Annotated in this window: 27 protein-coding genes; 12 read left to right on the top strand and 15 right to left on the bottom strand. The window is 71.9% G+C overall.

From position 1 onward, the window contains the following. Positions 1-88 precede the first annotated feature (88 nt). The 3 genes from ACERZO_RS17460 to ACERZO_RS17450 are packed head-to-tail and all read left to right on the top strand — an operon-like array spanning position 89 to position 2,489. Positions 89-610, top strand: coding sequence for a YbaB/EbfC family nucleoid-associated protein (locus ACERZO_RS17460; RefSeq protein WP_372665722.1), 522 nt, complete (start codon positions 89-91; stop codon positions 608-610). Further along, the gene (locus ACERZO_RS17455; protein WP_372665721.1) at positions 607-921 is read left to right on the top strand and encodes a hypothetical protein; all 315 of its coding nucleotides are present in this window, start codon (positions 607-609) and stop codon (positions 919-921) included. Before ACERZO_RS17460 ends, ACERZO_RS17455 begins: the two co-directional genes overlap by 4 nt. Then, positions 921-2,489 (top strand): WXG100 family type VII secretion target, encoded by a 1,569-nt coding sequence (locus tag ACERZO_RS17450; RefSeq protein ID WP_372665720.1) that lies wholly within the window; start codon positions 921-923, stop codon positions 2,487-2,489. Before ACERZO_RS17455 ends, ACERZO_RS17450 begins: the two co-directional genes overlap by 1 nt. Here ACERZO_RS17450 and ACERZO_RS17445 read toward each other — a convergent pair whose 3' ends face one another. From ACERZO_RS17445 to ACERZO_RS17410, 8 genes are all read right to left on the bottom strand, one after another. After that, positions 2,490-3,965 (bottom strand): helix-turn-helix domain-containing protein, encoded by a 1,476-nt coding sequence (locus ACERZO_RS17445; RefSeq protein ID WP_372665719.1) that lies wholly within the window; start codon positions 3,963-3,965, stop codon positions 2,490-2,492. A gap of 121 nt (positions 3,966-4,086) precedes the next feature. After that, positions 4,087-5,157 carry a DUF917 domain-containing protein gene (locus tag ACERZO_RS17440; RefSeq protein ID WP_372665718.1) on the bottom strand — a complete coding sequence of 357 codons (1,071 nt, stop codon included), beginning with the start codon at positions 5,155-5,157 and terminating at the stop codon, positions 4,087-4,089. Positions 5,158-5,178: 21 nt separating this feature from the next. Beyond that, complete coding sequence (locus ACERZO_RS17435) at positions 5,179-5,889, bottom strand: SDR family oxidoreductase (RefSeq protein WP_372665717.1); 711 nt, start codon at positions 5,887-5,889, stop codon at positions 5,179-5,181. After that, entirely contained in the window at positions 5,886-6,980 is a 1,095-nt protein-coding gene (locus tag ACERZO_RS17430; protein ID WP_372665716.1) for a DUF917 domain-containing protein, read from the bottom strand. The genes ACERZO_RS17435 and ACERZO_RS17430 overlap by 4 nt, the downstream gene beginning before the upstream one ends. Next, a complete protein-coding gene (locus tag ACERZO_RS17425) occupies positions 6,977-8,047 on the bottom strand; it encodes a DUF917 domain-containing protein (protein ID WP_372665715.1) in 1,071 nt (356 codons plus the stop codon). The genes ACERZO_RS17430 and ACERZO_RS17425 overlap by 4 nt, the downstream gene beginning before the upstream one ends. Further along, positions 8,047-9,588, bottom strand: a complete 1,542-nt coding sequence (locus ACERZO_RS17420) for a hydantoinase/oxoprolinase N-terminal domain-containing protein (protein WP_372665714.1) — start codon at positions 9,586-9,588, stop codon at positions 8,047-8,049. The genes ACERZO_RS17425 and ACERZO_RS17420 overlap by 1 nt, the downstream gene beginning before the upstream one ends. Before the next feature lie 15 nt (positions 9,589-9,603). After that, the gene (locus tag ACERZO_RS17415) at positions 9,604-10,929 is read right to left on the bottom strand and encodes a purine-cytosine permease family protein (protein ID WP_372665713.1); all 1,326 of its coding nucleotides are present in this window, start codon (positions 10,927-10,929) and stop codon (positions 9,604-9,606) included. Between the two features lie 104 nt (positions 10,930-11,033). Next, positions 11,034-11,897, bottom strand: coding sequence for an SDR family NAD(P)-dependent oxidoreductase (locus tag ACERZO_RS17410; RefSeq protein ID WP_372665712.1), 864 nt, complete (start codon positions 11,895-11,897; stop codon positions 11,034-11,036). 32 nt (positions 11,898-11,929) lie between these two features. On the opposite strand from ACERZO_RS17410, the gene ACERZO_RS17405 reads away from it, so the two are divergent. After that, on the top strand, positions 11,930-12,541 hold the full coding sequence (locus ACERZO_RS17405; protein ID WP_372665711.1) for a TetR/AcrR family transcriptional regulator: 612 nt from the start codon (positions 11,930-11,932) through the stop codon (positions 12,539-12,541). Positions 12,542-12,562: 21 nt separating this feature from the next. Beyond that, on the top strand, positions 12,563-13,393 hold the full coding sequence (locus ACERZO_RS17400) for an alpha/beta fold hydrolase (protein ID WP_372665710.1): 831 nt from the start codon (positions 12,563-12,565) through the stop codon (positions 13,391-13,393). On the opposite strand, the gene ACERZO_RS17395 is transcribed toward ACERZO_RS17400, so the two are convergent. Both ACERZO_RS17395 and ACERZO_RS17390 read right to left on the bottom strand, forming a co-directional pair. Next, positions 13,380-13,748, bottom strand: a complete 369-nt coding sequence (locus ACERZO_RS17395; protein ID WP_364467177.1) for a DUF742 domain-containing protein — start codon at positions 13,746-13,748, stop codon at positions 13,380-13,382. The genes ACERZO_RS17400 and ACERZO_RS17395 overlap by 14 nt on opposite strands. A gap of 102 nt (positions 13,749-13,850) precedes the next feature. Further along, on the bottom strand, positions 13,851-14,873 hold the full coding sequence (locus ACERZO_RS17390) for a LacI family DNA-binding transcriptional regulator (RefSeq protein WP_372665709.1): 1,023 nt from the start codon (positions 14,871-14,873) through the stop codon (positions 13,851-13,853). Between the two features lie 127 nt (positions 14,874-15,000). Here ACERZO_RS17390 and ACERZO_RS17385 point away from each other — a divergent pair, with 127 nt between their 5' ends. Continuing rightward, a complete protein-coding gene (locus ACERZO_RS17385; RefSeq protein WP_372665708.1) occupies positions 15,001-16,287 on the top strand; it encodes an ABC transporter substrate-binding protein in 1,287 nt (428 codons plus the stop codon). A gap of 33 nt (positions 16,288-16,320) precedes the next feature. Further along, entirely contained in the window at positions 16,321-16,743 is a 423-nt protein-coding gene (locus ACERZO_RS17380; RefSeq protein ID WP_372665707.1) for a hypothetical protein, read from the top strand. A 171-nt stretch (positions 16,744-16,914) separates the two neighbouring features. Here the strand turns inward: ACERZO_RS17380 and ACERZO_RS17375 are convergent, their stop codons facing one another. After that, positions 16,915-18,276 carry an NAD-dependent succinate-semialdehyde dehydrogenase gene (locus ACERZO_RS17375; protein WP_372665706.1) on the bottom strand — a complete coding sequence of 454 codons (1,362 nt, stop codon included), beginning with the start codon at positions 18,274-18,276 and terminating at the stop codon, positions 16,915-16,917. Between the two features lie 111 nt (positions 18,277-18,387). Here ACERZO_RS17375 and ACERZO_RS17370 point away from each other — a divergent pair, with 111 nt between their 5' ends. Together ACERZO_RS17370 and ACERZO_RS17365 are read left to right on the top strand one after the other, a co-directional pair. Next, on the top strand, positions 18,388-18,828 hold the full coding sequence (locus ACERZO_RS17370; RefSeq protein WP_372665705.1) for a hypothetical protein: 441 nt from the start codon (positions 18,388-18,390) through the stop codon (positions 18,826-18,828). A 157-nt stretch (positions 18,829-18,985) separates the two neighbouring features. Next, positions 18,986-19,435, top strand: coding sequence for a hypothetical protein (locus tag ACERZO_RS17365; RefSeq protein WP_372665704.1), 450 nt, complete (start codon positions 18,986-18,988; stop codon positions 19,433-19,435). Here the strand turns inward: ACERZO_RS17365 and ACERZO_RS17360 are convergent. Then, the gene (locus ACERZO_RS17360) at positions 19,390-19,827 is read right to left on the bottom strand and encodes a L,D-transpeptidase (RefSeq protein ID WP_372665703.1); all 438 of its coding nucleotides are present in this window, start codon (positions 19,825-19,827) and stop codon (positions 19,390-19,392) included. The genes ACERZO_RS17365 and ACERZO_RS17360 overlap by 46 nt on opposite strands. A 70-nt stretch (positions 19,828-19,897) precedes the next feature. After that, positions 19,898-20,818, bottom strand: coding sequence for a hypothetical protein (locus tag ACERZO_RS17355; RefSeq protein ID WP_372665702.1), 921 nt, complete (start codon positions 20,816-20,818; stop codon positions 19,898-19,900). A gap of 150 nt (positions 20,819-20,968) precedes the next feature. Here ACERZO_RS17355 and ACERZO_RS17350 point away from each other — a divergent pair, with 150 nt between their 5' ends. Both ACERZO_RS17350 and ACERZO_RS17345 read left to right on the top strand, forming a co-directional pair. Further along, complete coding sequence (locus ACERZO_RS17350) at positions 20,969-21,199, top strand: three-helix bundle dimerization domain-containing protein (protein ID WP_372665701.1); 231 nt, start codon at positions 20,969-20,971, stop codon at positions 21,197-21,199. Positions 21,200-21,208: 9 nt separating this feature from the next. Next, positions 21,209-21,514 carry a hypothetical protein gene (locus tag ACERZO_RS17345; protein ID WP_372665700.1) on the top strand — a complete coding sequence of 102 codons (306 nt, stop codon included), beginning with the start codon at positions 21,209-21,211 and terminating at the stop codon, positions 21,512-21,514. On the opposite strand, the gene ACERZO_RS17340 is transcribed toward ACERZO_RS17345, so the two are convergent. Then, positions 21,515-21,961 (bottom strand): nuclear transport factor 2 family protein, encoded by a 447-nt coding sequence (locus tag ACERZO_RS17340; protein ID WP_372665699.1) that lies wholly within the window; start codon positions 21,959-21,961, stop codon positions 21,515-21,517. An 87-nt stretch (positions 21,962-22,048) separates the two neighbouring features. Here ACERZO_RS17340 and ACERZO_RS17335 point away from each other — a divergent pair, with 87 nt between their 5' ends. After that, positions 22,049-22,915: a LysR family transcriptional regulator gene (locus tag ACERZO_RS17335; protein ID WP_372665698.1), complete on the top strand. Its 867-nt coding sequence runs from the start codon at positions 22,049-22,051 to the stop codon at positions 22,913-22,915. 98 nt (positions 22,916-23,013) lie between these two features. On the opposite strand, the gene ACERZO_RS17330 is transcribed toward ACERZO_RS17335, so the two are convergent. Beyond that, the gene (locus ACERZO_RS17330; RefSeq protein ID WP_372665697.1) at positions 23,014-23,397 is read right to left on the bottom strand and encodes an STAS domain-containing protein; all 384 of its coding nucleotides are present in this window, start codon (positions 23,395-23,397) and stop codon (positions 23,014-23,016) included. Positions 23,398-23,522 lie beyond the last annotated feature (125 nt).

Genomic DNA, 23,522 nt, shown 5'->3' with positions numbered 1-23,522 from the left:
GAGCGCTGGATGAATGTCCGGTGTGCGCTAATCTGGCGCGATCAGGGGCCCGGTGCCCCGCACCCCGGCGTGGCGAGGAGTCGAATTCGTGCAACCGAACCTGGGGCCAGGCGAGGACTTCCAGCTGCTGCTCGAGCGGCAGGTCCGGGACATGCAGTCGAAAGCGGCGGCGCTGAGTGAAGCGCTTTCCGCCGCTGGGGCGACCGTCCGCTCCCGCGACGGCGCGGTCACCGTCACGCTCGCGCCGAACGGCGCGCTCACGAACCTCGAGCTCGGGCACCGCGCGTGTGAACTGGGCCCGGCGCGGCTGACCGCGGCGATCATGGGCACGGTGCGGGAAGCTCAGCGCCGGACCGCCCGCACGGTCGCGGACTCGTTCGCCACCATCAACGGCGACGGCGAGTCGACCGACATGGTCCGGTCGTTCCTGCCGCCGGACCCGCCGCCGGACGGCGACTTCGCGGCGCCGGAGAGCGCCGAGCCCGAGCGGACCCCGCCACCGCCCGCCGCTCCCCCGGCGCGGCCGCCCGCACCGCCGTCCGGTGGTCCCGCCCCGCGTCGCCGTCCCCAGGCCGACGACCGCTTCGACGACGAATCGAACCCCTGGTGAGCGGCGGCGGCTTCCGGGTCTCTTCCGAGCCCCTGGCCAACTTCGGCAAGCACCTCGACGAGCTGCAGAGCAACCTGCAGAGCACGGCGGACCTCGTCGGCGGCATGGTCTGCGACCCGGGCATGTTCGGCATCAACCCGGCGTGCCAGCTGATGGCGGCGGGCGCGAGCACGTGGACCGACAAGGCGCACCACCAGTTCGGGGACTACGCCAAGACCATCGGCGAGTTCTCGGACAAGGTCGCCGAGGCGGCGAAGCGCTACCAGTCGGGTGAACAGGACGCCGTCGACTCGATCGTGAGGTTCGAATAGTGGGCGACGACTACCAGAGCAAGGACGTCAGCCTCCACGGCTCGGAGCTGTTCAACAAGGACAACGCCGCGGCCGGGGCCGGGTTCTTCGAGGCCGCGGTCGGCCTGGACAAGGCCGTCAAGGAGAACGACCAGGTCGCGATCGGCATCGGCGCGGCCGGCATGGCGCTGGAGACCATCGGGCTCGTGCTGGACCCGATCGGCAGCCTGCTCACGGCCGGGATCGGCTGGCTCATCGAGCACATCACGATCCTGCGGTGGCCGCTGGACATCCTGATGGGCGACCCCATCGGCATCCAGGCGGCCAGCGAGGCGCTGAAGGCCGAGAAGAAGAAGCTCGAGGGGTGGTCCCAGCAGCACCAGGAGGCCCTCGACACGCTCATGAAGGACTGGTCCGGCAAGGCCGCGGAGCAGTTCAAGAAGGACATGGACGCGGTCACCGAGCAGCTGACGTCCCTCGGCGGCTACCTCGACCAGGCCGGCAAGAACATGATGATCGCCGGCGGCATCGTCGGCGCGTTCCGCGGCATCCTGCGCGACCTGATCGCGATGCTGCTGGCGACGATCATCAAGGGAGCGCTGATCGCGGCGGCGCTGGCCCCGGTGACGTTCGGCGCGTCGATCGCGCTGTTCATCACGACGACGATCGGCACGGTCGCCACGGCGCTGGGCAAGATCGGCACGAAGCTGATGCAGCTGGCGAAGAAGCTGGGCGACCTCGTGAAGGCGCTGGCGAAGATGGGCAAGGCGGGCGACGAGATCGCGGCGGTCAAGCCCCCGACGAGCAGCTTGACCCCGACGCCGACCCCCAAGCCCCCGGTGACGCCGAAGCCGGACGTGACGCCGGAGCCGAAGCCGTCGTCGGCCACTCCGGAACCGAAGCCGTCCTCGGCCACGCCGGAACCGAAGCCCGAACCGAAGCCGGAACCCAAGCCCGAGCCCAAGCCCGAGCCGAAGCCGGAACCCGCGCCGTCATCCTCGTCGGCCACCCCGGAGCCCAAGCCGTCCTCGGCCACCCCGGAACCCAAGCCCGAACCCAAGCCGGAACCGAAACCCGAACCCACGCCCGAGCCCAAGCCCGAACCCGCGCCGTCATCCTCGTCGGCCACCCCGGAACCGAAACCCGAACCCAAGCCCGAGCCCAAGCCGGAACCCGCGCCGTCATCCTCGTCGGCGACCCCTGAGCCGAAGCCGGAACCCAAACCCGAGCCGGCGAAGCCCGATCCCGCGCCGTCTTCGTCCACTCCGGACCCCACGCCGGCCCCGGATCCCAAGCCGCACAAGCCGTTCACCGACCAGATGACCAACGTCATCAAGGACAAGCTGTCCAAAGTGGACGGCGTCACGCCCGAGATCATGCAGAAGTTCGACAAGATCAGCAACTTCTCCGTGCACGAGCTCGGCAAGGTCTTCGGCAAGGAAGGCGCCGAGAAGTTCGAGTCGGCCATCAAGATCATGACCGACCCGTGGTTCGGGAAGTCGGGCCTGGCGGGCAAGACCGTCGTCGACATGATCAAGGGCGTGCCCGCCAGCGTCGGGAACGTCACCGGTGGCGGGGACGACGACTAGTCACTCCCCCGCGAGGATCACCGCCCGGGACGCGAGGTGCAGTGCCAGCCGCTCGTCCGGGCGGGACAGGTCCACGCCGAGCAGCTGCTCGATCCGCGTGACCCGGGCCGCCACGGTGTTGCGGTGCACGCCCAGCACCGTGGCGGTCTCGGCGATCGACGACTCCGCGTCCAGGTAGGCGGCGAGGGTCCGGACCAGGTCGCCCGGCACCGAGCGCAGCGGCGCCACCAGGGCTCGCGCGGCCGGCTCGAACGTGTCGGTGCGGGTCCATTCCAGCAGCAGCTGGGCCATGCCGAGCTGGTCGACGTGCAGGAAGTGGCCGGTTTCGGGCCGGGTCGCGGCCAGCCGGGCGGCGTCGAGGGCTTCGGCGACCGTCGCGGCGAGCCCTTCCGGACGCGGGTGCGGCCGCCCGACGCCCATGTGCGCGCCCAGGCGCAACGTCCGGTGCGCCGCCTGGAGCCGGGTCGCGAGCGCGCGGACGCGCTCCGCCGTGGGTTCGTGGTCGAAGGTGACCCAGCCGGTCCAGCCGTCGCCGTGCTCGACGACGGCCTCGACGTCCAGCGCCCGCATGACCTCCTGCGTGCGCGCGACCGTGTCGACGGCCGCCGGGACGCCGAGGTGCAGCCCGACGTGCCAGCCGCCGAGCCGCCAGCCGGCGTCGGCGACCCGGCGGCGCAGGTCCGCGCCCGGTTCGGTGTCCAGGCGCAGCAGGTCGCCGAGCAGCGCGGTGCGCGAGCGCGCGTCGCGTTCCAGCTCGAGGCGGTTGGCCAGCAGCCACCGTTGCAGGGCCCCGGCGGCGACGGCGAGCGCGGGCGGGACGACGTCGGCGCGCGCCGCCTCGGTCCCCCGCAGCTCGGCGGCCAGCCACATCGCGGGCCGCTGCAGCAGGACGGGGTGGGCGAGCAGGACACCGTCCTCGAGCTCGGCCCGCTGCGGCACGGCTTCGTCCAGCCGGACGCGCCCGCCGACCTCCCCGGCAAGGGGAACTCCACGGTCATCGAGCACGGCGACGGGCGACCGAAGCAACCGCCGCAGCACGGCGGCGACCTCTTCGGGCGGCCGAAGCCGATCCCCGAGCGCGCGGTGCGTTGCGAGCAGGAGGTCGGCCCGGTCGAGTTCGGGCGCGGCGAGCAGCAGCCGCGCCTCGACGAGCAGATCGAGCGGCGCGGCCGAGGTGGCGAGCAGCGGAACGCCCAGCCGGTCGGCAAGAAGCCGCGACGCACTGAGCGGCTCGGTCCCGGAGAGCAGGACGGCGGTGGCCCCGGCATCGGCACAGCGGCGGAGAAGGGCATCGATCTGCCAGTCGGTCCCGGCGACCGGCCGCGCGACGACGGTGAGTTCCCCGGGGGCGGGCCGGTGTGAAGGGTCCAAAGTGGCCTGAACGGTCGCAAGTGGACGGTCAAGTCCCGAGGCGCCGGCGAGCACGCGGACGTGCTCGGCCCACCGGGGCAGGGAAAGAACTCGACGCAGGCTCACGGGAACCCACCCGCCGGCCGAAGCGCCCCAATGTGGCCTTCGGTGCGTCTGACGCACCCAAGGCGGCCTTCGGTGCGTCGGACGCAACCAAGGCCACATTGGGGCGCTACTCGGCGCTGGCTCACGGCAGGCCCACCGGGTCGCAGTCGATGCCGTACGCCCTCGGCTGCAGCACCGGCAACCGGCGCGGGTCGGTCCAGAACTCCGCCGCCGCCAAGCGGACCACGTCCACCTCCACCCCCGCGCGGATCGCGTCGCACGACACCGGGACCCCCGTCCGGTGGTCCAGCACCGAAAGCACTTCCGGCGTCGACGCCACCGGCGAACCGTCCCGCAACGCCAGCAGGTACTCGTTCTCCATCTCCAGCCGGACCAACGCGCCGTCGCGGTGGTCGGCCAGCGTGACGCTCCCGCGGCCGAACCCCGGGCTGCCGTGCCGGCCGGGGCCGGGGTGCCGCGCCACCTCCAGGACCCGGCCACGCGCCAGCACCGAGCCCGCCAACGCCTCTTCGAGAACCGAGCGCGCCGGGCTCTCCCCCGCCGCGAGCACCCGGCGGCCCAGCGCCAGCGCGCCGCTCGTCGTCCCCGTCACCGAACACGACGCCAGTTCGCCCGCCGGAATCGGGGCCAGCGCGAACGCCGCCCACCCGCCCGAGCTGGCCAGGAACGCCCGCGTGCCCCGCTCGATCACCACGTCGGAACCGGCCGCCAGCACCACCACCTGCCCGCCGGGCTCGGCCAGCGCCGCCGGTGCCACCCCGCGGCCGGTCGCGGCCACCGAAAACTGGTCGAGCCGGGGCAGCCCGCGGCCGGAGAGGTCCGCGTCGACGTACCCCAGCCCGAGCTGGTCGGCCACGACCAGCGGCAGCAGCCCGTTGAGCCCGCCGATCTCGATGGACATCAGCGCGTCGGCGCGCTCGCCCGTCCACCGCTCGATCGCCGCCACCGCGGACGCGAACTCGTCGCCGCCCGGCAGCTTCTCGGTGAACGCCGCCGTCGCGCCGACCACCCCGATCGGCACCACCCGGGCCGACGGCGCCAGTTCGGCGACCGGCGAAACGACGAGCGAACGGCCTTCGGAGAGCAACCGGCGCAGCAGCACGGCGGCGGTGACGGTGTCCCCGCCACCGCCGGACCCGAGCAGGGCCACCCCGCGTTCGAGGGCGGCCACGTCACCGGCGGTGATGCGCATGACTGACCACAGTAGACGAGCTCAGCGCAGGGCGTAGCCACCGTCGGGGTAGAGCGTCGACCCGGTGGTGTACGTGCTGCCGAACAGGTACAGCACCGCATCGGCCACTTCGGACTCCTTCCCGACGCGGTGCAGCAGCGTGTCGGCGCGGTACTGCGCGAAGCTCGCCTCCCGCACGTCGGCGGGCCGCCCGGCCCACAGGTTGCCGTCGATCGTCCCGGGCGCGACGACGTTCACCCGGATCGGGGCCAGCTCGACCGCCAGCCCGCGCCCGAGCCCTTCGACCGCCGCGTTGCAGGCGACGTACGCCGGCGCCGCCCCCGGCGGCCGGACGCTCGCCGCCCCGGACATCAGCACGATCGACGCGTCCGGGGCCAGCCGCGGCACCGCGTGCTTGACGGCGTGGTACTGCCCCCAGAACTTCGTCACGAACGGGCTCGCCGCGTCCTCGTCGCTCAGCTCCCGCAGGGGCCCGACCGTGTAGGACGCGCCGGGCGTGAACAGGCAGTCGACGCGGTCGAGCGCGCCGAAGAACGCCGCCAGGGAGTCCTGGTCGGTGCTGTCGACGACCTGCCAGGTCGCGCCCACCTCCTCGGCCGCCGTCGACAGCTTCTCGGCCGTGCGCCCGCCGAGGTGGACCGACGCACCCGCCGCGGTGGCCCGCCGGGCGACTTCGAGGCCGATGCCCGAGCCGCCGCCGACGATCACCACGTGCTTCCCGGCCAGGCTCATCCGATCTCCTCCACGGGGACGAAGTCGTGCGGCAGCCCGAACGCGCCCGGGCCGAAGGTGTCCAGCGCCTCCGGCGTCCGCATCAACGGCGGGGTCGAAATGCCGACGACGGTGACGCGCTGGCCGTACCGCAGCGTCTCGGTGGTGATCGGCTCGGCGGTCGACGCCTCCAGCACGCAGATCAGGTCGGGGACGAGGCACCGCACGGCACCGTCCACAGTGGCCAGCAGGTTCTCGTTCTGGAAGAGGATCTCCAGCTTGCTCGCACCGTCGAACGACACCGCCGCCGCGCGGCCCCTCGCGAAGCCGGCTTCGGTCCGGCGCTCCACATCGGACACCTTCCCGCGGAAGAGCACCCGCAGGTGCTGGTACGGCGTCGAGCGCAACGCCGAAGCCAGCCGGTCGACCGGATCTTCGTTCGCCGAACGTGCCTCCCGGATCGTCCGGCCCACGGTCAACGCCAGCGAAAGCGTTTGCGGTACCGCGGTCCGCTTCACGTCGGCGCCGCTCATCGCGTACTCGGCGATGTGCGCGACGCCGCCGAGCCGGATGGTGACGCCCCGGGCCAGCCACTCCATCCGCTTGTTGTCGGCGCCGGTGTCGATCACCGTGGTCTCGCCGCGCTCGCCGCCGATGGCCATCGGCGACCCGGTGACGCCGTAGACGCCGAAGGTCTCCATCTGCAGCTCGGGGAACGCCCGGCCCATCCCGTCGGCGTCGACCACCGGCAGCCCGAGCCGGGCCCCGACGATCAGCGGGATCATCGAGTTGATGCCGCCGCACTCGATCGGCATGGTCGCGTCCGCGCGCTTCCCGAGGTGCTCTTCCAACGTCCGCAGGGCGAGCACGGGCTCGGCGCCGTTGGGCAGCTTCTCGTGCACGACGGTCGGCGCGCCCATCTGCGCCGTCGGGATGACCAGGGCGTCGTCGTCCACTTCGGACGGGTCGAGGATCGTGATCGGCCCGTGCTCGCGGATGGCCTCGCGCACGAGCAGCCGCCCGACGTACGGGTCGCCCCCGCCGCCGGTGCCGAGCACGGCGGCACCGCGGGCGAGGTCGGGCAGGTCGGCTTCGGTCAGGGTCCAGCTCACCCGGCGGCTCCGATCGGGTCGATGTCGTAGCCGAAGTACCGCGGCCCGGCCAGCGCGATGCCCTCCGGCGTGTGCCAGCGCGGGTCGGCGGGCGCGGCGATCACCGTGACGCGCTGGCCGTACCGCAGCCCTTCGGTCGTCACAGCCTCGCCGGACTCGCGTTCCAGCGTGCAGATCAGGTCGGGCACCGAAGCCTGGACGGCGCCGTCGCGCTCGGCCACCAGGTGCTCGTTCTGGAAGCGCAGCACCAGCTCCGCGCCGGTGTCGTCGTCCATTCCGGACAGCCGGGCTTCACCGCGGGCGAACCCGGTGACCGTCCGGCGGGCGACGTCGGCGACCTTGCCGCTGAACAGCCGCCGCCCGCCCAGCCGCGAAACGACCCTGGCCACGGGATCCTCGTGCGCGGCCCGCGCGGCCCGGACCAGCGCGCCCAGCTCGGCGCACAGGCTGAGCGTGCCGGGCACCAGCGACTCCCGGGCCTGGGCCCCGGACATCGCGTAGTTGCTGATCATCGCCGAGCAGCCCATGTCGATGGTCGCCGACCGGGCCAGCCGCTCCGCCCACCGGTTGTCCACAGTGTCCAGTACCCCGCGGTTGCCCTTCTCGTCCGCGATGGACATCGGGGTCGCGCGGATGCCGTACAAAGTCGGCAAAACCATTTGCAGCTCCGGGAAGGCCCGGCCCATGCCGTCGGCGTCGACCAGCGGCAACCCGAGCTGGGCGGCCGCGACGACCGGGATCAGCGAGTTGACCCCGCCGGCTTCGGCGCACGCGATGTGCGTCAGCTCCTTGCCGAGGTAGCCGGCGAGCGTGCGGGCGGCCAGCCCGACCTGCTCGGCCGACGGGAGCTTCTCGACCATGACCGTCGGCGCGCCCATCATGGCGACCGGCAGCACGACGGCGTCTTCCGGTACCTCGTCCAGCGGAACCAGCGGCACGGCCCCGTACGAGCGGACCGCCGAGGCCGCCAGCAGCCGCCCGATGTACGGGTCGCCACCGCCCCCGGTGCCGAGGATGGCGGCACCGCGGGCGACGTCGTCGAGGTCGTGCTCGGTGATCTCGCGCATCACGCCCCCAGTTGCAGGTCGCCGACGGCCTTGACGCGGATGCGCGTGGCGTTGCCGGGCAGGTACGGGATGGGCACCTCGTCGAAGTCGACGATGCCGACCGACGCCGGCGACGCCCCGGCCGCCACCGCCCGGTCGACGGCCTCCTGCTTCGCCTCGTCGACGACGGCCTCGCGACGGCCGGGCTCGATCACGTAGACGCGGTCGACTTCGCCGCCGATCTGGGCGATGGCCGCGCCGATCGCGTTGGCCACGGCGTAGTTCTCGGGCCGGTGCACTTCACCACAGCCGGCCAGTTCGTCCGGCAGCAGCACCGAACCACCGCCGACGGCGACCACCGGCAACGGCTCGGCGGACGTCCGCATCCGTTCGACCACATCGGACACATCGGCGGCGATGCGATCGAGCGCTGCCCGGACCAGCGACTTGTCCAAATGCGCCACGAGCGACGGGTCACCGATCTCCGCGCGCCCGGCGGCGACCGCGATGTCAGTCGCGGTGAGCGTGTCCCCGCCGAAGACCAGAGCCTTCGACGTCAGCTCGTAGCCGACCGAGTCCGGGCCGACGGTGACGTTCCCGCGTACCCGGCTGCCGCCACCGATGCCGATCGAGAGGACGTCCGGCATCCGGAAGTTGGTCCGGATGCCCGCGACGCTCACGTCGGTGGTCGCCTCGCGCGGGAACCCTTGCCGCAGCACACCGACGTCCGAAGTCGTCCCGCCGACGTCGACCACCGCGCAGGTGTCCAACCCGGACAGCACGGCCGCGCCGCGCATCGAGTTCGTCGGCCCCGACGCGAAGGTCGCCACCGGGTAGCGGCGGGCGAAGTCGACGTCCATCAGCGTGCCGTCGTTCTGGCTCAGGTACAGCGGCGCGGTGATGCCCGCGCCGGTGACCGACGCGGACAGCCCGTCGACGATGTGCGCGGCCAGCTCGCGCAGCGCCGCGTTGATCACCGTCGCGTTTTCCCGCTCCAGCAACCCGATCCGGCCGATCTCGTGGGACAGCGAGATCGCCACGTCCGGCAGCTGCGCGCCGATGATCTCGGCCGCACGGGCCTCGAACTCGGCGTTGACCGGGGAGAAGACCGAGGTGATCGCGACGCTGCGCACCCCGGCCGCCCCCATGTCGTCGGCGGCCTTGCGCAGCTCGCTCTCGTCGAGCTCCGCGATGTGCCGGCCGTCGAACTCGTGTCCACCGTGGACCAGGTAGCTGCGCCCCGACACCGCGTCGACGAGCCGCTGCGGCCAGTCGACCATCGGCGGCAGCGACGCCCCGGCCGGCAGGCTCAGCCGCACGGCCGCGGTCGGCGCGAGCCGGTGGGCCTCGACGAGCGCGTTGATGAAGTGCGTGGTGCCGATCATCACCGCCCGCACCGCCGCCGGGTCGAACGCGCGTTGCCGCTGCAGGCCGTCGATCGCGGCGACGATGCCCGAGGTGACGTCCGCGGTCGTGCTGGTCTTGACCGAGGCGAGCACCTGACGGCCGTCGAGCAGGACAGCGTCGGTGTTGGTGCCGCCGACGTCGATGCCGATGCGCACGAAGGGTTCTCCTTTTCAGACTGCGGGAGCGGGCTCGGCGTCGGCGGTCCGGCTGCTGCCGATCCCCCGCACGAGCCCGAGCTTCCCGGCGACGACGTACAGGACGAAGGCGACGACGAGCGAGTTGATGCTCGGCAGGCCCCACTCGACGAACTCGCCGAACAGCGCCGCGGCGACCCAGACGACGATCGTGGCGGGCACCCACACCGGCGCGTCCTCGGGCACGGTTCCCCGCGCCCGGGCGGATTCCAGATCACCGCGCCACTTCTTCACGACGAAGTACTCGGCGACCATGATCCCGGCGATCGGCGGGAACGCGACCCCGAGCACGGTCAGGAAGTCGGTGAACTTCGCCAGGATCCCGGCCGCGGCGAGCAGGCTGCCCGCGACGCCGAGCACCGCCGTCACCAGGCCGCGGTGGGCCTTGCGCCCGGACACCGTGCCGATGAAGTTCACGACACCCAGGCCCGACGAGTACAGGTTCCAGTCGTTGATCTTGATCGTGCCGGCGATGACGATGAGCAGGCCGACCCAGCCGACCGACGACGTCACGATGGTGGTGATGCCGGCGCTGCCGACGGCGTGCGCGAGCAGGACGCCGGACAGGCCGATGACGTACTCGCCGAGGGTGATCCCGACGAGCGTCTGCTTGACGACGTCGGCGGTGGTGCGGTTGAAGCGGGTCATGTCCGGGGTGATGACGGCGCCGACGATGAAGCCGCCCGCGACGAGCGTGGTGCCCTGCAGCAGGCTCAGCGCCGGCCCGGGCGGGGCCGAGGAGACGAGCGCGCCGAGGTCGTGGCGGGTCAGCTCCGAGATGACCGACCAGCCGACGAGGACCAGGAAGGCCGGCACGGTCAAGTACGCCGTCCAGGCCATGGAGTGGAAGCCGCGCACCACGATCGCGGTGACGATCAGGCCGAACACGAGCGCCCAGCCCCACTCCGGCAGGCCGCCGATGAGCGACACGAGACCCTGCGCGGACACCGCGGACTGGATGCCGAACCAGCCGATGAGGCTGATCCCGATGGCGAGCCCGATGAGCGCCGAGCCGCCGCGGCCGAAGCCGGTCCAGCGGGCGATCATGGACGTCGAGAGGCCCTCGCGGACGCCGATGACGCCGACGAGGATGGTGATGAGCTCCAGGATGACCGAGCCGAGCGTGAACGCCAGGACCGCGTTCCAGAAGCTCATCCCGAAGCCGACGGTGGCTCCGAGCAGGAACTGGGACAGGGCGGACACCTGGCCGAACCGCTGGACGGCGACCGACCACCACGAGTACCGGGCGTGGTCCGGCACTGTGGTGAGGGCATAGTCATCGACACCGACTGTTGAGGCCACGCCGACCTCCTATTCGGAAGGGGAAACGGTTCCCCGCACCGTAAGCAGCGCTCTTGGCGACGTCACCGTGCGATGTGCACAGTCGAGACCTCGAAGCTGTGCAGTCAGCCCAGCGGGTCCACTCCGGTCAGCGCGACACTTTCCGCCCAGAGGCGCCCGGCGGCCGCGTCGTCGGTCAGGTTCGCCCACCGCTGTTCCAGGCAGGGCCGGCCGCGCAGCCCGACCACGCGCGGGCCCCACAGCTGGCCGCCGGTGACGTCCGGGCCGAAGACCGCGCGGACGGCGGGCCGCGCGCCGGCGTCCTTGCCCTGCAGGAGGGCCCGGGCCGGCAGGCCGCGCAGCCACTGGCCGGTGGTGCGGACGTGCACCGGCGGGCGCGACGGCGTCAGCGAGTCGAGCGCCCCGCCGGGGTGGGCGACGACGCTCAGCTGCTTCGAGCCCGCTTCGCGCAGCCGCCGGTCGAGTTCGAGCGCGAAGAGCATCTGGGCCAGCTTCGAGCGCTCGTACGCGCGCTTCGGGACGTAGTCGCGTTCGCTCTGGAGGTCGGCGAAGTCGAGCTTCGCGGACTTCGCCGCGAAGCTGCCGGTGGTGACGATCCGCGCGTCCGGCGCCAGGACCGGGAGCAGCCGGGCGACCAGCGCGAAGTGGCCGAGGTGGTTGATGCCGAACATCAGCTCGTGGCCGGCCGGCGTCTCCCGGCGGGGCGGGTGGTCGAGCATGACCCCGGCGTTGCAGACGACGGCGTCGAGCGGACCGGGGTCGACGGTGGCGACCTGGGCCAGGTCGGCGAGGTCGAGCCGGACGTGGCCGACCTTCGCCCCGGAGACTCGCGAACGGATGGCGGTCTTCGCGGTTTCCGCCTTCGCCGGGTCACGGCTGCCGATCACCACCTCCGCGCCCGCCGAGGCCAGCTGTTCGGCGACGAAGTAGCCGATCCCGGCGTTGCCGCCGGTCACCAGCACCCGCATCGGCGTCCCCTCCCCGTGCCAAGCTGTCCGCCATGGACAACGCTACCGGCTACCGGCGATCGACCGGCTCGGCCCGCGGCGAGGCCCGGCGCCGGGAGCTGCTGGCGAAGGTCACCGACGACGTCGCCGAGAACGGCCTCGTCGACTTCTCGCTGCGGCGGGCGGCGCGGTCGGCCGGGACGACGCACAAGGTGCTGCTCTACCACTTCGACGGCGTCGAAGACCTGCTCCGGCAAGTGGTCTTCGCGTTGCGGGAACGGCGGATCGGCAACGCGCTGACGGCGATCGCCGCGTCGCCCGCCACCTTGACCGACCGCGTCCGGGCCGCGTGGGTGAGCTTGCGCGACGAGGAGACGCAGCTGCGGCGCGTGCTGGACCAGGCGATGGGGCTGGCGATGTACGACCCGGGCCGGTACGCGGCGCTCGGTCACGGCGCGTCGCAGCAGTACCTGCCGACGCTGGTGTCGTTCTGCCCGGCGGAGTGGCCGGAACAGCGGAAGTTCGAGGTCGCGTCGATGATCCTCGCGACCCTGCGCGGCTTCCTCGTCGACCTGCTGACCAGCGCGGACGGCGCCGGCGCGGCCGCCGGGTTCGAGGCGCTGCTGCGCGCGGTCGAGCGGGAGGAAGCCCTCGACACTTTGTGAACCGCGTGGTTCACTTCTGGCATGGAGATCGAGCTGGGGGCGGGCACCGTCGAGTACACCGACACGGGCGGGCCGGGCCCGGTGCTCGTCTTCGTGCACGGCCTGCTGATGGACGGCACGTTGTGGGACGGCACGGTCGCGTCGCTGACGGACTACCGGTGCGTCGTCCCGACGCTGCCGCTGGGCGCCCACCGGCACGCTATGCGTCCCGGCGCCGACCTCTCGCTGCCCGGGATCGCCGCCGTGCTCACGGAGTTCCTCGAGCGCCTGGACCTGCGCGAGGTGACCTTGGTCGGCGTCGACACCGGCGGGGCGCTGGTCCAGCTGGCGATGGCGGACGGCGACCCGCGGGTGAGCCGGGTCGTGCTGGCGTCGTGCGACGCGTTCGACAACTTCCCGCCCGGGCTCACCGGCAAGACGCTGTTCCTGACGGGAAAGCTGTCGCCGGGGCTGTTCGGGCTGTTCATGCAGCAAATGAGAGTGCGCGCGGTGCGCCGGCTCCCGATCGCGTTCGGGTGGCTGACCAAACGCGGTGACGCGGTGTCCGCGGGCTGGCTCCGGCCGCTGCTGAGCCAGGCGGACATCCGGCGGGACACGGTTCGCGTGCTGCGGGCTTTCGCCGCGGCTCCGGGGGTGCTGCTCGAAGTGGCCGGCCGGCTCCCGGCGTTCGACCGGCCCGCCCTGGTGGTCTGGGCGAGCGAGGACCGCGTCATGCCGCCGGAGCACGGGGAGCGGCTGGCCGCCTTGCTACCCCAGGGAAAGCTCGTCGAAGTGGCCGACAGCTACACGCTGCTGCCGCTGGATCAGCCGGCCGGGTTCGCCCGCCTGATCCGGGGGTTCACAGCCGGCTGAGGCCGTGCAGGATGCGTTCCATCAGCTCGAGGCTCGGCCGGTTGCCCGAGCCGCGCCGGGCGGTGTGCACCGCGACCAGCCCGCGGTCGGCCAGGTCCGACAGCAGGACCCGCGCCACCCCGAGCGGGATCCGCCGCCGCGCCGCGACCTCGGCGACCGACTGGGAGGTCCGCAGCAGCGCGCAGATCTCCGTCTCCTCCGTCGTGCTCCCCCGCACGACCGCCCGCCCCCGCTGGGTGATCGACACGAGCGTCTCGATCGGAAGGTCGCGGGTCGGACGCGTGCGGCCATGGGTGCGGAAGTACGGGCGGACCATCCCCGCCCCGCCTTCTTCGAGCACGGACCCCCAGTGCACAGCCAGCTCCTCACGGCGATTAATCCTTGTCGGCGATTATTTGACCTAAAGATCGAGTAGGCCGCAATCGACCGAACAGAGCAACGCCGGAAAAACCGCAGGTCAACGCCTCGGTGGCGGTGCGGTACTGCCGCGAAGGACTAGGCGTGTCCCGAGAATCGACGGCGATGTCGCGATTTTTCCGCCCGACAATCGCGCCAGGATCAGCCGCCCGGCCCGCTCGCCCAGCTCGGCGACGGGCTGCGCGACGGTGCTCAGCTCGAGCAGGTCGGCGAGGTCGTGGTCGTCGAACCCGAGCACCGAGACGTCCTCCGGCACCCGCAGCCCGGCCCGGCGCAGCGCCCGCAACGCGCCGAACGCCATTTCGTCCGACGCGGCGAACACCGCCGTCGGACGGCGGCGCAGGCCGAGGAGCTCACCCATCGCCCGTTCCCCGCCCGCGACGGTGAACCCGCCGCCGGTCTCGAACGCCGGTTCCGGCACGCGGCCGTCCTCCCGGCAGCTCCCGCGGTAGACCTCGCGGTACGCCGCCAGCCGCCGCAACGGCGTCGTGAACCCGAGCGGGACCGGGGCGCTCTCGCCGATGAACGCGATCTCGCGGTGGCCCAGCTGGACGAGGTGGCGCATCGCCGTGACCGCGGCCCCGTGGTCGTCGATCCCGACGGAGTCCGCGCCGGGCTCCTCGGTGCCGACGGTGACTAGCGGCGTGCCGAGCCCCCGCAGCAGTTCGCGTTCGACCTCGGTCAGCGGCAGGGAAAGCACGAGCACCGCGTCGACCCGGCGGCGCAGCGGCAGGCCGGCGAAGAACCGCGCACGGCCCGGCTCGTCGCCGAGGTTGTAGAGCAGCAGGCTCAGCCCGGCGTCGCGCAGCACCCGCTCGACCCCGGAAATCAGGCGCGCGAAGTACCAGCGGTCGACGTAGGGGACGATCACGCCGACCGTGCCGGTCCGGCCGGTGGCCAGGCTCGACGCGGCGGGCGAGATGGCGTACCCGAGCTCGGCGGCGGCCGCGAGCACCCGGGTCCGCGTGCGCTCGGCGACCCCGGGCACCCCGCGCAGGGCCCGCGACACGGTGGCGGCCGAGACGCCCGCGAGCCGGGCCACGTCGTCGAGCTTGTCCGGCATCCCCTGCCCCATCTGCTGCAAGCGCTTGCAACCATCTGCGTCACTGGCATTGACACCCGCCTTGATCAAGGCTAATCATCGATGCAAGCGCTTGCAATGGTGTTGCCTGTCCGGCAAGGAGGCCGACATGCGCCAGCTCCTCCCGCTCACCGGTGCGACCCTGCTGGCCGCCACCGCGCTCGCCGCGTGCTCGTCGGCGAGCGGCCTGACGATCAACCTCTACATCTCGCCGGAGGACCACCTGCAGACGGTGGTCGACCGGTGCACGCAGGAGGCCGCGGGCCGGTACAAGATCGTCTACAACAAGCTGCCGCGCGGCGCGGACGGCCAGCGCGAGCAGATGGTCCGCCGGCTCGCCGCGGGCGACACGTCGCTGGACGTGCTCGGCCTCGACGTCACGTGGGTGCCGGAGTTCGCCGAAGCGGGCTGGGCCGAGGAGTGGACGGGCGCGAACGCGGCGGCGGCCACGAACGACGTGCTGCCCGGGCCGCTGGCCACCGCGAAGTGGAACGGAAAGCTCTACGGCGCGACGAAGAACACGAATGTCCAGCTGCTCTGGTACGACGACCGGATCACGCCGTCGCCGCCGAAGTCGTTCGACGAGCTGATGACGCAGGCGCAGCAGCTGAAGGCGGCCGGGAAGCCGTACCAGGTCGTGTTCACGGGCGCGCAGTACGAAGGCTTGGTGGTCTTCTACAACACGCTGGTCGCGTCGGCGGGCGGCCACATCCTGTCCGACGACGGCAAGTCCGTGGTGATGGACGACGGCGCGGTGCGCGCCTTGGAGCTGCTGAAGAAGCTGACGACGGCGGGGATCACGGACCCGTCGCTGACGAACCAGAAGGAGGACGACATCCGCCAGGCGTTCCAGCGCGGCCAGGCGGCGACCGAGCTGAACTGGCCGTTCGTCTACGCGTCGTACGCGAAGGAGAAGCCGCAGGACCTGACGCACTTCAAGTGGACGCGCTACCCGTCGGTGGTGACCGGCCGGCCGAGCCGGGTGACGATCGGCGGGTTCAACCTGGCGGTGTCGACGTATTCACAGCACAAGCCGGAAGCGTTCGAAGCGGCGCTGTGCCTGCGCAACGCGACTTCGCAGAAGTACCAGGCCTTGGTGGACGGCATCCCACCGAGCATCGCGTCGATCTACCGCGACAACGCACCTTTGGACGCGTCGAAACCGGCGGACCCGAAGGAGAACCCGACGATGGCCGACCAGTATCCTATGAAGGGCGACATCCAGTCGGCGTTGACGGACGCGGCGGTCCGCCCGCTGACCCCGGCGTACCAGAACCTGTCGACGGTGATTTCGAAGGTGCTGTCACCCCCGGCGGAGATCGACGTCCAGGCCACGGCCCAGGAGTTGCGCGAACGGCTGACGGACGCGTTGAATTCGCGAGGCATCATCCCCTGATCGGGGCCGGCTCACCGGCAGTATCGTGGGGGGATGGGCGAACCCCGAGGTGACCGCGAACGCACCGCCGACGAGCGCGACAAGCGAGCGGACGAACGCGACCGCCGCGCGGACGAACGCGACCGCCGCGCGGACGAACGCGACCGCCGCGCGGACGAGCGCGACCGCCGCGCCGACGAGCGCGAGAACCTGGCCGACCGCCGCGAAGTCGAGGCGGACCGCCGTGAAGAGCGCATCAAGCACTACGAAGCCCGCTTCGAGGCGGTCCCGGGATCCGAACCGGACTACGAGACGAACCTCGCCGACCTCGAACGCCAGCACCTCGACCGCGCGGGAGCCGAGGTGGCCCGTGCGAAGGACCGGTTGACGGCCGCGTCGGACCGCACGAGGCGCGAACAGGCGGAGATCGACCGTGAGATGGCCCGCTCGGTCCGGGACAACCGCGCCGACGGCTGACGTGCTCGGCGGACCGGCCTCCGGCCGGGATTCGCCCGCCGATCATGTTCAGGCCTGGCATGCCGCCCCGGAAGCTCGGCGACCGCAAGCTCGCGCTGGAGCTCGGTATCCCGCCCGTGGTCCTCGCGATCGTGGTCGTGGCATGCAGACGGTCAAGAAGCAGGGGCCGGGTCAGAGGCGGATCGGCTTCTTGTTCATGAATTCTTCAATCCCCAACGCCCCCAATTCCCGCCCGATCCCCGACCGCTTGATCCCCCCAAAGGGCAAATCCGCCTCAGACCCACCCGACTTGTTGAGATAAACCATCCCCGCCTCGATCCGCCGAGCCACCCGGGTAGCCCGCACCCGATCGGTCCCGAAAACACTGGCCCCCAACCCGAACGGGGTGTCATTGGCCAAAGCGACCGCCTCATCCTCCGTCTCAGCCCGGAAAACCAGCACGACCGGCCCGAAGATCTCCTCGTGGTACGCAGCCATCCCCGGAGTCACATCCGTCAGCACCGTCGCCTCCAAAAACGCGCCACCGCCGGGCACCCGACGCCCTCCCGCGCGCAACGTCGCCCCCTCGCGGATCGCCGTCTCCACCTGGGCCGCCACCTCGTCCGCCGCCGCGACTGAGGCCAGGGGCGGCAACGTCGTCGCCGGGTCAGCCGGATCGCCCGGCACGTAGTACTCCGCCACCCTCTTGGCCAACCGGTCGACGAACTCGTCGTACAGCTCGCCCAGCACGATCATCCGCTTCGGCGCGTTGCACGACTGGCCGCAGTTGCGCATCCGGGCGGTCGCCGTCGCCTTGACCGTTTCGTCCAGGTCGGCGGTGTCCAGGACGATCAACGGGTCCGACCCGCCCAGCTCCAGGACGCACTTCTTGAGGTTCCGCCCCGCCTCCGCCGCCACCGAGATCCCGGCCTGCTCGCTGCCCGTCAGCGACACCCCGACCAACCGCGGGTCCGCGAGCATCCACGGCACCTGCCGGCTCGACGCGAAGACGTTCACGTACGCCTCCGACGGCACGCCGGCGTCGTGCAGGACGCTCTCGATCGCCGCCGCCGAGCGGGGGCAGATCGACGCGTGCTTGAGCAGGATCGTGTTGCCCAGCACCAGGTTCGGCGCGACGAACCGGGCGACCTGGTAGCACGGGAAGTTCCACGGCATGACGCCCAGCAGCGCCCCGATCGGCTCCTTCGTCAACACGGCCTCGCCGCTTCGGAGGGTGAGCGGCTCGTCGGCCAGCAGCTCCGGCCCGCGCTCGCCGTAGTACCGGAAGATGTCGACGACGACGCCGACCTCGCCGCGGCCTTCGTTGATCCGCTTCCCCATCTCGAGGGTCATGATCGCCGCGAGCTCGTCGGCGCGTTCGGCGAACAGCTCCGCCGCGCGCAGCACGATCGCCGCCCGCTCGGCCACCGGCCGGGCGCGCCAGGCCGCGAACCCGCCGTGGACGCGGTCGATCGCCGCGCGGACCTCCTCGTCGGTCGCGTTCGGGATCTCCTCCACCAGTTCACCGGTGGCGGGGTTGGTGACTGAGTACATGGCGGCCTCCTGTGCCCACGGTAGCCTACTGCATACTGTATACACCATGGGATCAGTGATCGACACCCGCGCGGCGGTACCCCGGCACGCGTGATCGACTATCGTCCCCCCATGACGCTGGAGATCACCGGCGGACCCGAATTCGCCGCGCTGGCAACGGAAAAACCGCGCTGGACTCGTCATTACGCAGGTGGCGAGGTCACGTTCGGCTGCCCCACGCGCTCCGCCGACCGCACCCCGCGGGTCTGGAGCGCCCGGGGTCTCGGCCTGCCGGAGGACGAGCTGCCGGGGTTCGCCGCGCAGCTGCGCCGCGTCATGAAGCACGAGACGTACTGGATCGCCCGGGCCGCGTGCGCGGACCGCCGCGCGGGCGACGCCGCGCGCTGGTCCCCCGCCCGCTACGACGACGAAGACGGCTTCGTGTACTTCGCCGGCCCCTGCACGCACGGCGACCGATGGCCGGGCTACCGGCCCGCGACGGAGTTCACGATCGCGTTGCCGCACGTCCGCGGGTTGCGGATCCGGGTGGCCGCGTACCTGGCGGCGGGATGACCCGCGACGCCGTGAAAGGGTCATTCATGTCGCCAGACGACATGAATGAGTCGTTCATGACATCCGGCGGCAACCCGGCCCTCGGAAACGACATGAATGAGTCATTCATGTCACCGGACGACATGAATGAGTCATTCCTGTCGTCGGAGCCGGGCCGATGATCCGCCGAGCCATCCGCGCCGGAGCCGTCGCCGGCGTCGTCAGCGGCCTCCCCTCCACCGCCCACGCCCTGCTGACCGGCCGGGACGTCCTGGCCGCGACCCGCGCGGCGGGCACCCTGCTCCCCGGGCGACGCGACCGGCCCGGCATCCTCGCCGGGCTGGTCGCGCACGTCCTGGTTTCCACCTTCTGGACCGGGGTCCTCGCCGCGATCGCCCGGCGCCACGCCCTCGGACCGCTCCGGGGCGCGTCGGCCGGGCTCGTGATCGCGGCGCTGGACCTGTGCGTCGCCGGCCGGGCCTACCCGGCCGTGCGGGCGCTTCCCCACGCCCCGCAGGTCCTGGACCACCTCGTGTTCGGCGCCGTCGCCGGCGCGCTGCTCGACCGTCCACACGGGACGGATCAGCGCACGACCTCGACGACGTCACCCGGGTGCAGCGAGTTGTAGAACGTCACCGCGGCCGCGTGCGAAAGGTGCACGCACCCGTGGGACTTCACCTTCAGGCTGCCCTGGTGGAACGCCACGCCCGTGTTCGTGAAGAACACGGAGTACGGCATCGGCCCGTTGTACTGCTTGCTGTAGTGGTCGATGTCCTTGTACTGCACGTGGAACTTCCCCAACGGCGTCGGGTACTTCGGCAGCCCGACGGTGATCGGGACGCCGCCGTAGGTGACGTTCCCGGCGCCGTCCGTCAGCCACGCCGTATTCGAACTGCGCTGGACGCAGGCCTTCGCTTCGGCACTGCACGGCGTCGACGCCGCTTCGGCCGTTCCCGCGAACGCCACGGTCCCCGCCATCGCGGCGACCCCGCCCAGTAGTGCGATCATCCTCCGGTTCATCGTGTGCCTCCCGTTGTCGTTCGGCTACACGATGTAGGGTGCCCCGTTTTCCGATCTTCGAACCTTCGGATCACGGGTTCGGTTGCGACAACCGCAGGAACTCGTTCTGCTCGCGGTCGTAGCGCTGGGTCAGCCCGTTGCCGTAGCGGTCCCACCAGTTCGCGGTGTGCCCGCCCTGGCGGGTGGTCGTGTCGCCGTATACCTGGCGGTCGTACTCGATGCGCGCGTCGTGGAACTCCTGCTGGAACTGCTCGGGCGTCAGGCCTTGTGCGTGCTGGACCGCGGCGTCGCTGATCGTGCGCGAGCTGCGGACGATGTCGTCGCCCGCCATGTGGTTGAAGATCGCGCGGACGCCGCCGGCGCCGCGCATGTGCGCGCCGGACATGATCGCGGCCTGCGTACCGGGGTCGGTGAAGTTCAGCGCGCCCGCGGTGCGCGCGTTCGCCGTCATCAGGTCCGAGACGACGGCGCGTTCCTCCGCGCTGCCGATGCCGTACTGCTCGCGCGCGGCGATGATCCGGTCGTAGCCGTTGTGCATGTTCTGCCGGAAGCCGTACGCCTCGGGCACGCCGCCCTGCTCGCCCGTCGCGCCTTCGGAGCGCATGATCGAGTCGACGACGCGCGGGTCGAGCTGCTGCGGCGCCGCCGCGGCTGCCGCTCCCCCGCCGCCCTGGGCGGTCTGCGCCTGGCCGCCGCCGTAGGCCTGGGCGACGTCGGAGTCGGCCGCGTTGTAGGCGTTCGCGGCCGTCTGGACGTTCTGGTTGACGTTCGTGATCAGGCTCAGGAACTTCTGCAGCGCGCTGCCCAGCGTCGAGTGCAGCGCCGAGTTCGCGGCGGCCACCCCGCTGCCGATGCCGGCGAACGACAACGCGTCCAGCACCAGGCCCTCCAGGTCGCGCGTGGTCGACAGGAAGGACGACCCCACTTCCTCGACCGCCTTGGCGACCGTCCCCATTTCCGTGGTTTCGGCGCGGTAGGCCCCGGCACTCATGGTCTGCTCCCTCCGGACACCGGCTGTGCGCGTAGAGCATTTCCCACGCGGGCCGGGCCGCCCCACGGCCGAATTACCCACTGGCCGGATCTCACCTGTCGTTCATCTTCAGTTCACTCGCGGTTCTTCTAGCGCGGTACTTAACCCGGCATGACGACTACCCAGACGCTCGACACGATCGCGTCCGAACAGCTCGACCTGCAGCTGGACATCGTCGAAGACCGGCTGCGGCAGGACTACACCGGCGTGGAGGTCCACGCCCTCGTCGAACGGGAGCGGCACCGGTTCGACGAAGCGCGGATCCACGCGTTCGTCCCCATCCTGGTCGAGCGGGCTGTCCGCGAGTTCCTGGCGGAGCCGGCGGGCAGGCACCGGCGCTAAAGTCGGGAGATGGACAAGCCCCAAGACGATGCGAACGTCGTGGACGGCGAGCTCGTCGACGAGACGCCGACCGCCGCGATCGCGATCCCCTCGCCGCCGCTGCCCGACCCGGACTACAGCGCGGGCGGCGTACCGAGTTTCGACTTCGTCCGGGACAAGATCGAGAACCGGTACACCACCTCGCTCGGCTCGGTGGACGTCGCCGGGCTGGGCACCGAGAACACGGCCGAGACGCTCGACAAGAAGATCGCCGACCGCGACCAGGCCGCCAAGGACCGGCTCGAGGCGATCCGCCGGTCGATGCGCGGCGAGTAGTCAGCCGAAGATGGCGGCGGGATCGCCGGTGTACCAGGCGTTTTCGATCACCACCCGGGTCATGACCCAGCGGTCGCCGTCGCGGACGAGGCGCACGTCGTAGCGGTTCTTGAGCAGCGCGTGCGTCTCGTGGTCGGCGCTGAGCAGGTGCTGAGCCTCGACCAGGGCCGTCAGCCGCGCGGTGTCGCCGTCGAGGGTGACGCGCGGGTTGGTCACCTGGTGGGTCGTGTCGACGCGGCCCTCGAACAGGGCGAGGATCGTGTCGACGATCGCGTCGCGGCCCGTCATCAGCGGCGGCCGCGCGCCCCAGCGGGCGGCGGCGGGCCGGAAGTCCAGCTCGGCGTCGGCGGCGAACGACGACGCGAACAGCGCGCGGTCCTTGAGGTCCTGGCCGAGGCCGAAGCGGTAGAGGGCGTCGATGATCTCGGTGCGCTCGTGGAGGTCCATGCCGTCAGCCTCGCGGCGCCCGCGCGGCCGATCAACGCGCGTCTGTGCCACGATCGTTAAGCAGGAGTTGACGATGCTGGGGGCGCAGTGGCGGAGACGCGCGAGGTCGAGGCGTTCCTGACGCTGGCCGAAGAGCTGCACTTCGGCCGTACGGCGGAGCGGTTGCGCGTGTCGACCGCGCAGGTCAGCCAGACGATCCGGAAGCTGGAGCGGCGGATCGGCGCGCCCCTGTTCACCCGGACCAGCCGCCGCGTGGAGCTGACGCCGGTCGGGCGGCAGCTCGTGGCCGATCTCGGGCCGGCGTGGGCGGCGGTCTCGTCGGCGCTGGCCAGGGCGGTCGAGGCCGGGCGCGGGGTCACCGGGACGCTGCGCGTCGCGTTCGGCGACGCCGCGGGCGGGCAGCTGCTGGCCGGGGTCGCCGAGCTGTTCCGGCGGCGGGCGCCCGGCTGCGAGGTCGAGTTCCGCGAGGTGCGCCCGGCCGAGGTCCTGCCGTGGCTGCGCGAGGGCGAGGTGGACGTGGTGCTGGCCGGGCTCCCGCTCGACGGCCCGGGCCTGGTCACCGGCCCGGTCCTGGTGCGGGAGCGGCGCTTCCTGGCGATGGCGGTCGGCCACCCGTTCGCGCGGCGGGACACGGTGCCTGTTTCGGACCTCGGACGGGTGACGGTGCTGCGCTGCGCACTGCCGGACCCGTGGCTGGACGAGCACGCGCCCGCCGCGGTGATGCGGCCGCGGGCGGGGCTGCAGGAGTTGCTGACGTCGGCCGGCGCGGGTGAGGGGGTGTTGCCGGTCGGCGCGCACCTTCGGCGGTACTACCCGCGGCCCGACGTGGCGTACGTCCCGTTGGCCGACGCGCCTCGGCTGGAGTGGGGGTTGGTGTGGCGCGAGGGTTCGGCGACGGCCCGGGTGCGGGCGTTCGCCGACGCGGCGGCCGAGCTGGTGCGCGAACCGGCCTGAACGGGCGGTGGGTTCAGCGACGATCGGCGATGGACGGCGGCCGAGGTCGCCCGGCAACCGGCACGCTCAGCCCAGCCGACTGCGACCCACAACCGCCGTCAGCCCGGCAACCACCGCATCGCCACCGGCTGGCTGGCCGCGATCGCCGCGAGCCGGTTCGGGAACACCCGGACCCGCTCCCCCAACCCCGTCAACCGCACCACCCGATCCGCCACGCTCCCCGGCGTCACGATCAGGCACCCGGCGATTCCGCGGTCCCGGCACGATTCCATCGCCTCGAGCAGTCCCCGAGCCCCGCGCGCCGTCAGGAATTCGAGGGTCGCGAGGTCCAGTACCAGCAAGTGCGGTGCCGGCAGTTCGCAAAGGGCCGCTTCGATCAGCGTCGTCCACCGCAGCACGGTGTCGATGTCGAGCTCGCCGCGGATTTCGATCACCAGCACGCCGCTGGTCCGTTCCGAGACGGCTCCGTCGTGCTCGCGCATCGCGCGCCTCCCCACGGGGCCGGTTCGGGGCGGCCCCGACCCATCGTCCCACCGGTGCCCGGCGACGGCCGCGTGGAGCGCGAAGAAACCCCGCGCCGCAAGCGAACGGCCCAACCGGCGGGTCC

It is taken from the genome of Amycolatopsis kentuckyensis (assembly GCF_041679295.1).
Lineage (GTDB): Bacteria > Actinomycetota > Actinomycetes > Mycobacteriales > Pseudonocardiaceae > Amycolatopsis > Amycolatopsis kentuckyensis_A.
Note: the sequence above shows the minus strand (reverse complement) of the source record. Positions and strands in the feature narration are given on the sequence as shown.

What these genes read in the sequence shown, in the direction of transcription:
- ACERZO_RS17380 (WP_372665707.1), top strand. Translation starts at nt 16,321, where the DNA reads ATGGGCGAACCCCGAGGTGACCGCGAACGCACCGCCGACGAGCGCGAC.
- ACERZO_RS17370 (WP_372665705.1), top strand. Translation starts at nt 18,388, where the DNA reads ATGACGCTGGAGATCACCGGCGGACCCGAATTCGCCGCGCTGGCAACG.
- ACERZO_RS17355 (WP_372665702.1), bottom strand. Translation starts at nt 20,818, where the DNA reads ATGAGTGCCGGGGCCTACCGCGCCGAAACCACGGAAATGGGGACGGTC.
- ACERZO_RS17440 (WP_372665718.1), bottom strand. Translation starts at nt 5,157, where the DNA reads ATGCGCATCACCGCCGGTGACGTGGCCGCCCTCGAACGCGGGGTGGCC.
- ACERZO_RS17330 (WP_372665697.1), bottom strand. Translation starts at nt 23,397, where the DNA reads ATGCGCGAGCACGACGGAGCCGTCTCGGAACGGACCAGCGGCGTGCTG.
- ACERZO_RS17385 (WP_372665708.1), top strand. Translation starts at nt 15,001, where the DNA reads ATGCGCCAGCTCCTCCCGCTCACCGGTGCGACCCTGCTGGCCGCCACC.
- ACERZO_RS17340 (WP_372665699.1), bottom strand. Translation starts at nt 21,961, where the DNA reads ATGGACCTCCACGAGCGCACCGAGATCATCGACGCCCTCTACCGCTTC.
- ACERZO_RS17350 (WP_372665701.1), top strand. Translation starts at nt 20,969, where the DNA reads ATGACGACTACCCAGACGCTCGACACGATCGCGTCCGAACAGCTCGAC.
- ACERZO_RS17400 (WP_372665710.1), top strand. Translation starts at nt 12,563, where the DNA reads ATGGAGATCGAGCTGGGGGCGGGCACCGTCGAGTACACCGACACGGGC.
- ACERZO_RS17390 (WP_372665709.1), bottom strand. Translation starts at nt 14,873, where the DNA reads ATGCCGGACAAGCTCGACGACGTGGCCCGGCTCGCGGGCGTCTCGGCC.
- ACERZO_RS17375 (WP_372665706.1), bottom strand. Translation starts at nt 18,276, where the DNA reads ATGTACTCAGTCACCAACCCCGCCACCGGTGAACTGGTGGAGGAGATC.
- ACERZO_RS17365 (WP_372665704.1), top strand. Translation starts at nt 18,986, where the DNA reads ATGATCCGCCGAGCCATCCGCGCCGGAGCCGTCGCCGGCGTCGTCAGC.
- ACERZO_RS17360 (WP_372665703.1), bottom strand. Translation starts at nt 19,827, where the DNA reads ATGAACCGGAGGATGATCGCACTACTGGGCGGGGTCGCCGCGATGGCG.
- ACERZO_RS17425 (WP_372665715.1), bottom strand. Translation starts at nt 8,047, where the DNA reads ATGCGCGAGATCACCGAGCACGACCTCGACGACGTCGCCCGCGGTGCC.
- ACERZO_RS17435 (WP_372665717.1), bottom strand. Translation starts at nt 5,889, where the DNA reads ATGAGCCTGGCCGGGAAGCACGTGGTGATCGTCGGCGGCGGCTCGGGC.
- ACERZO_RS17410 (WP_372665712.1), bottom strand. Translation starts at nt 11,897, where the DNA reads ATGCGGGTGCTGGTGACCGGCGGCAACGCCGGGATCGGCTACTTCGTC.
- ACERZO_RS17345 (WP_372665700.1), top strand. Translation starts at nt 21,209, where the DNA reads ATGGACAAGCCCCAAGACGATGCGAACGTCGTGGACGGCGAGCTCGTC.
- ACERZO_RS17405 (WP_372665711.1), top strand. Translation starts at nt 11,930, where the DNA reads ATGGACAACGCTACCGGCTACCGGCGATCGACCGGCTCGGCCCGCGGC.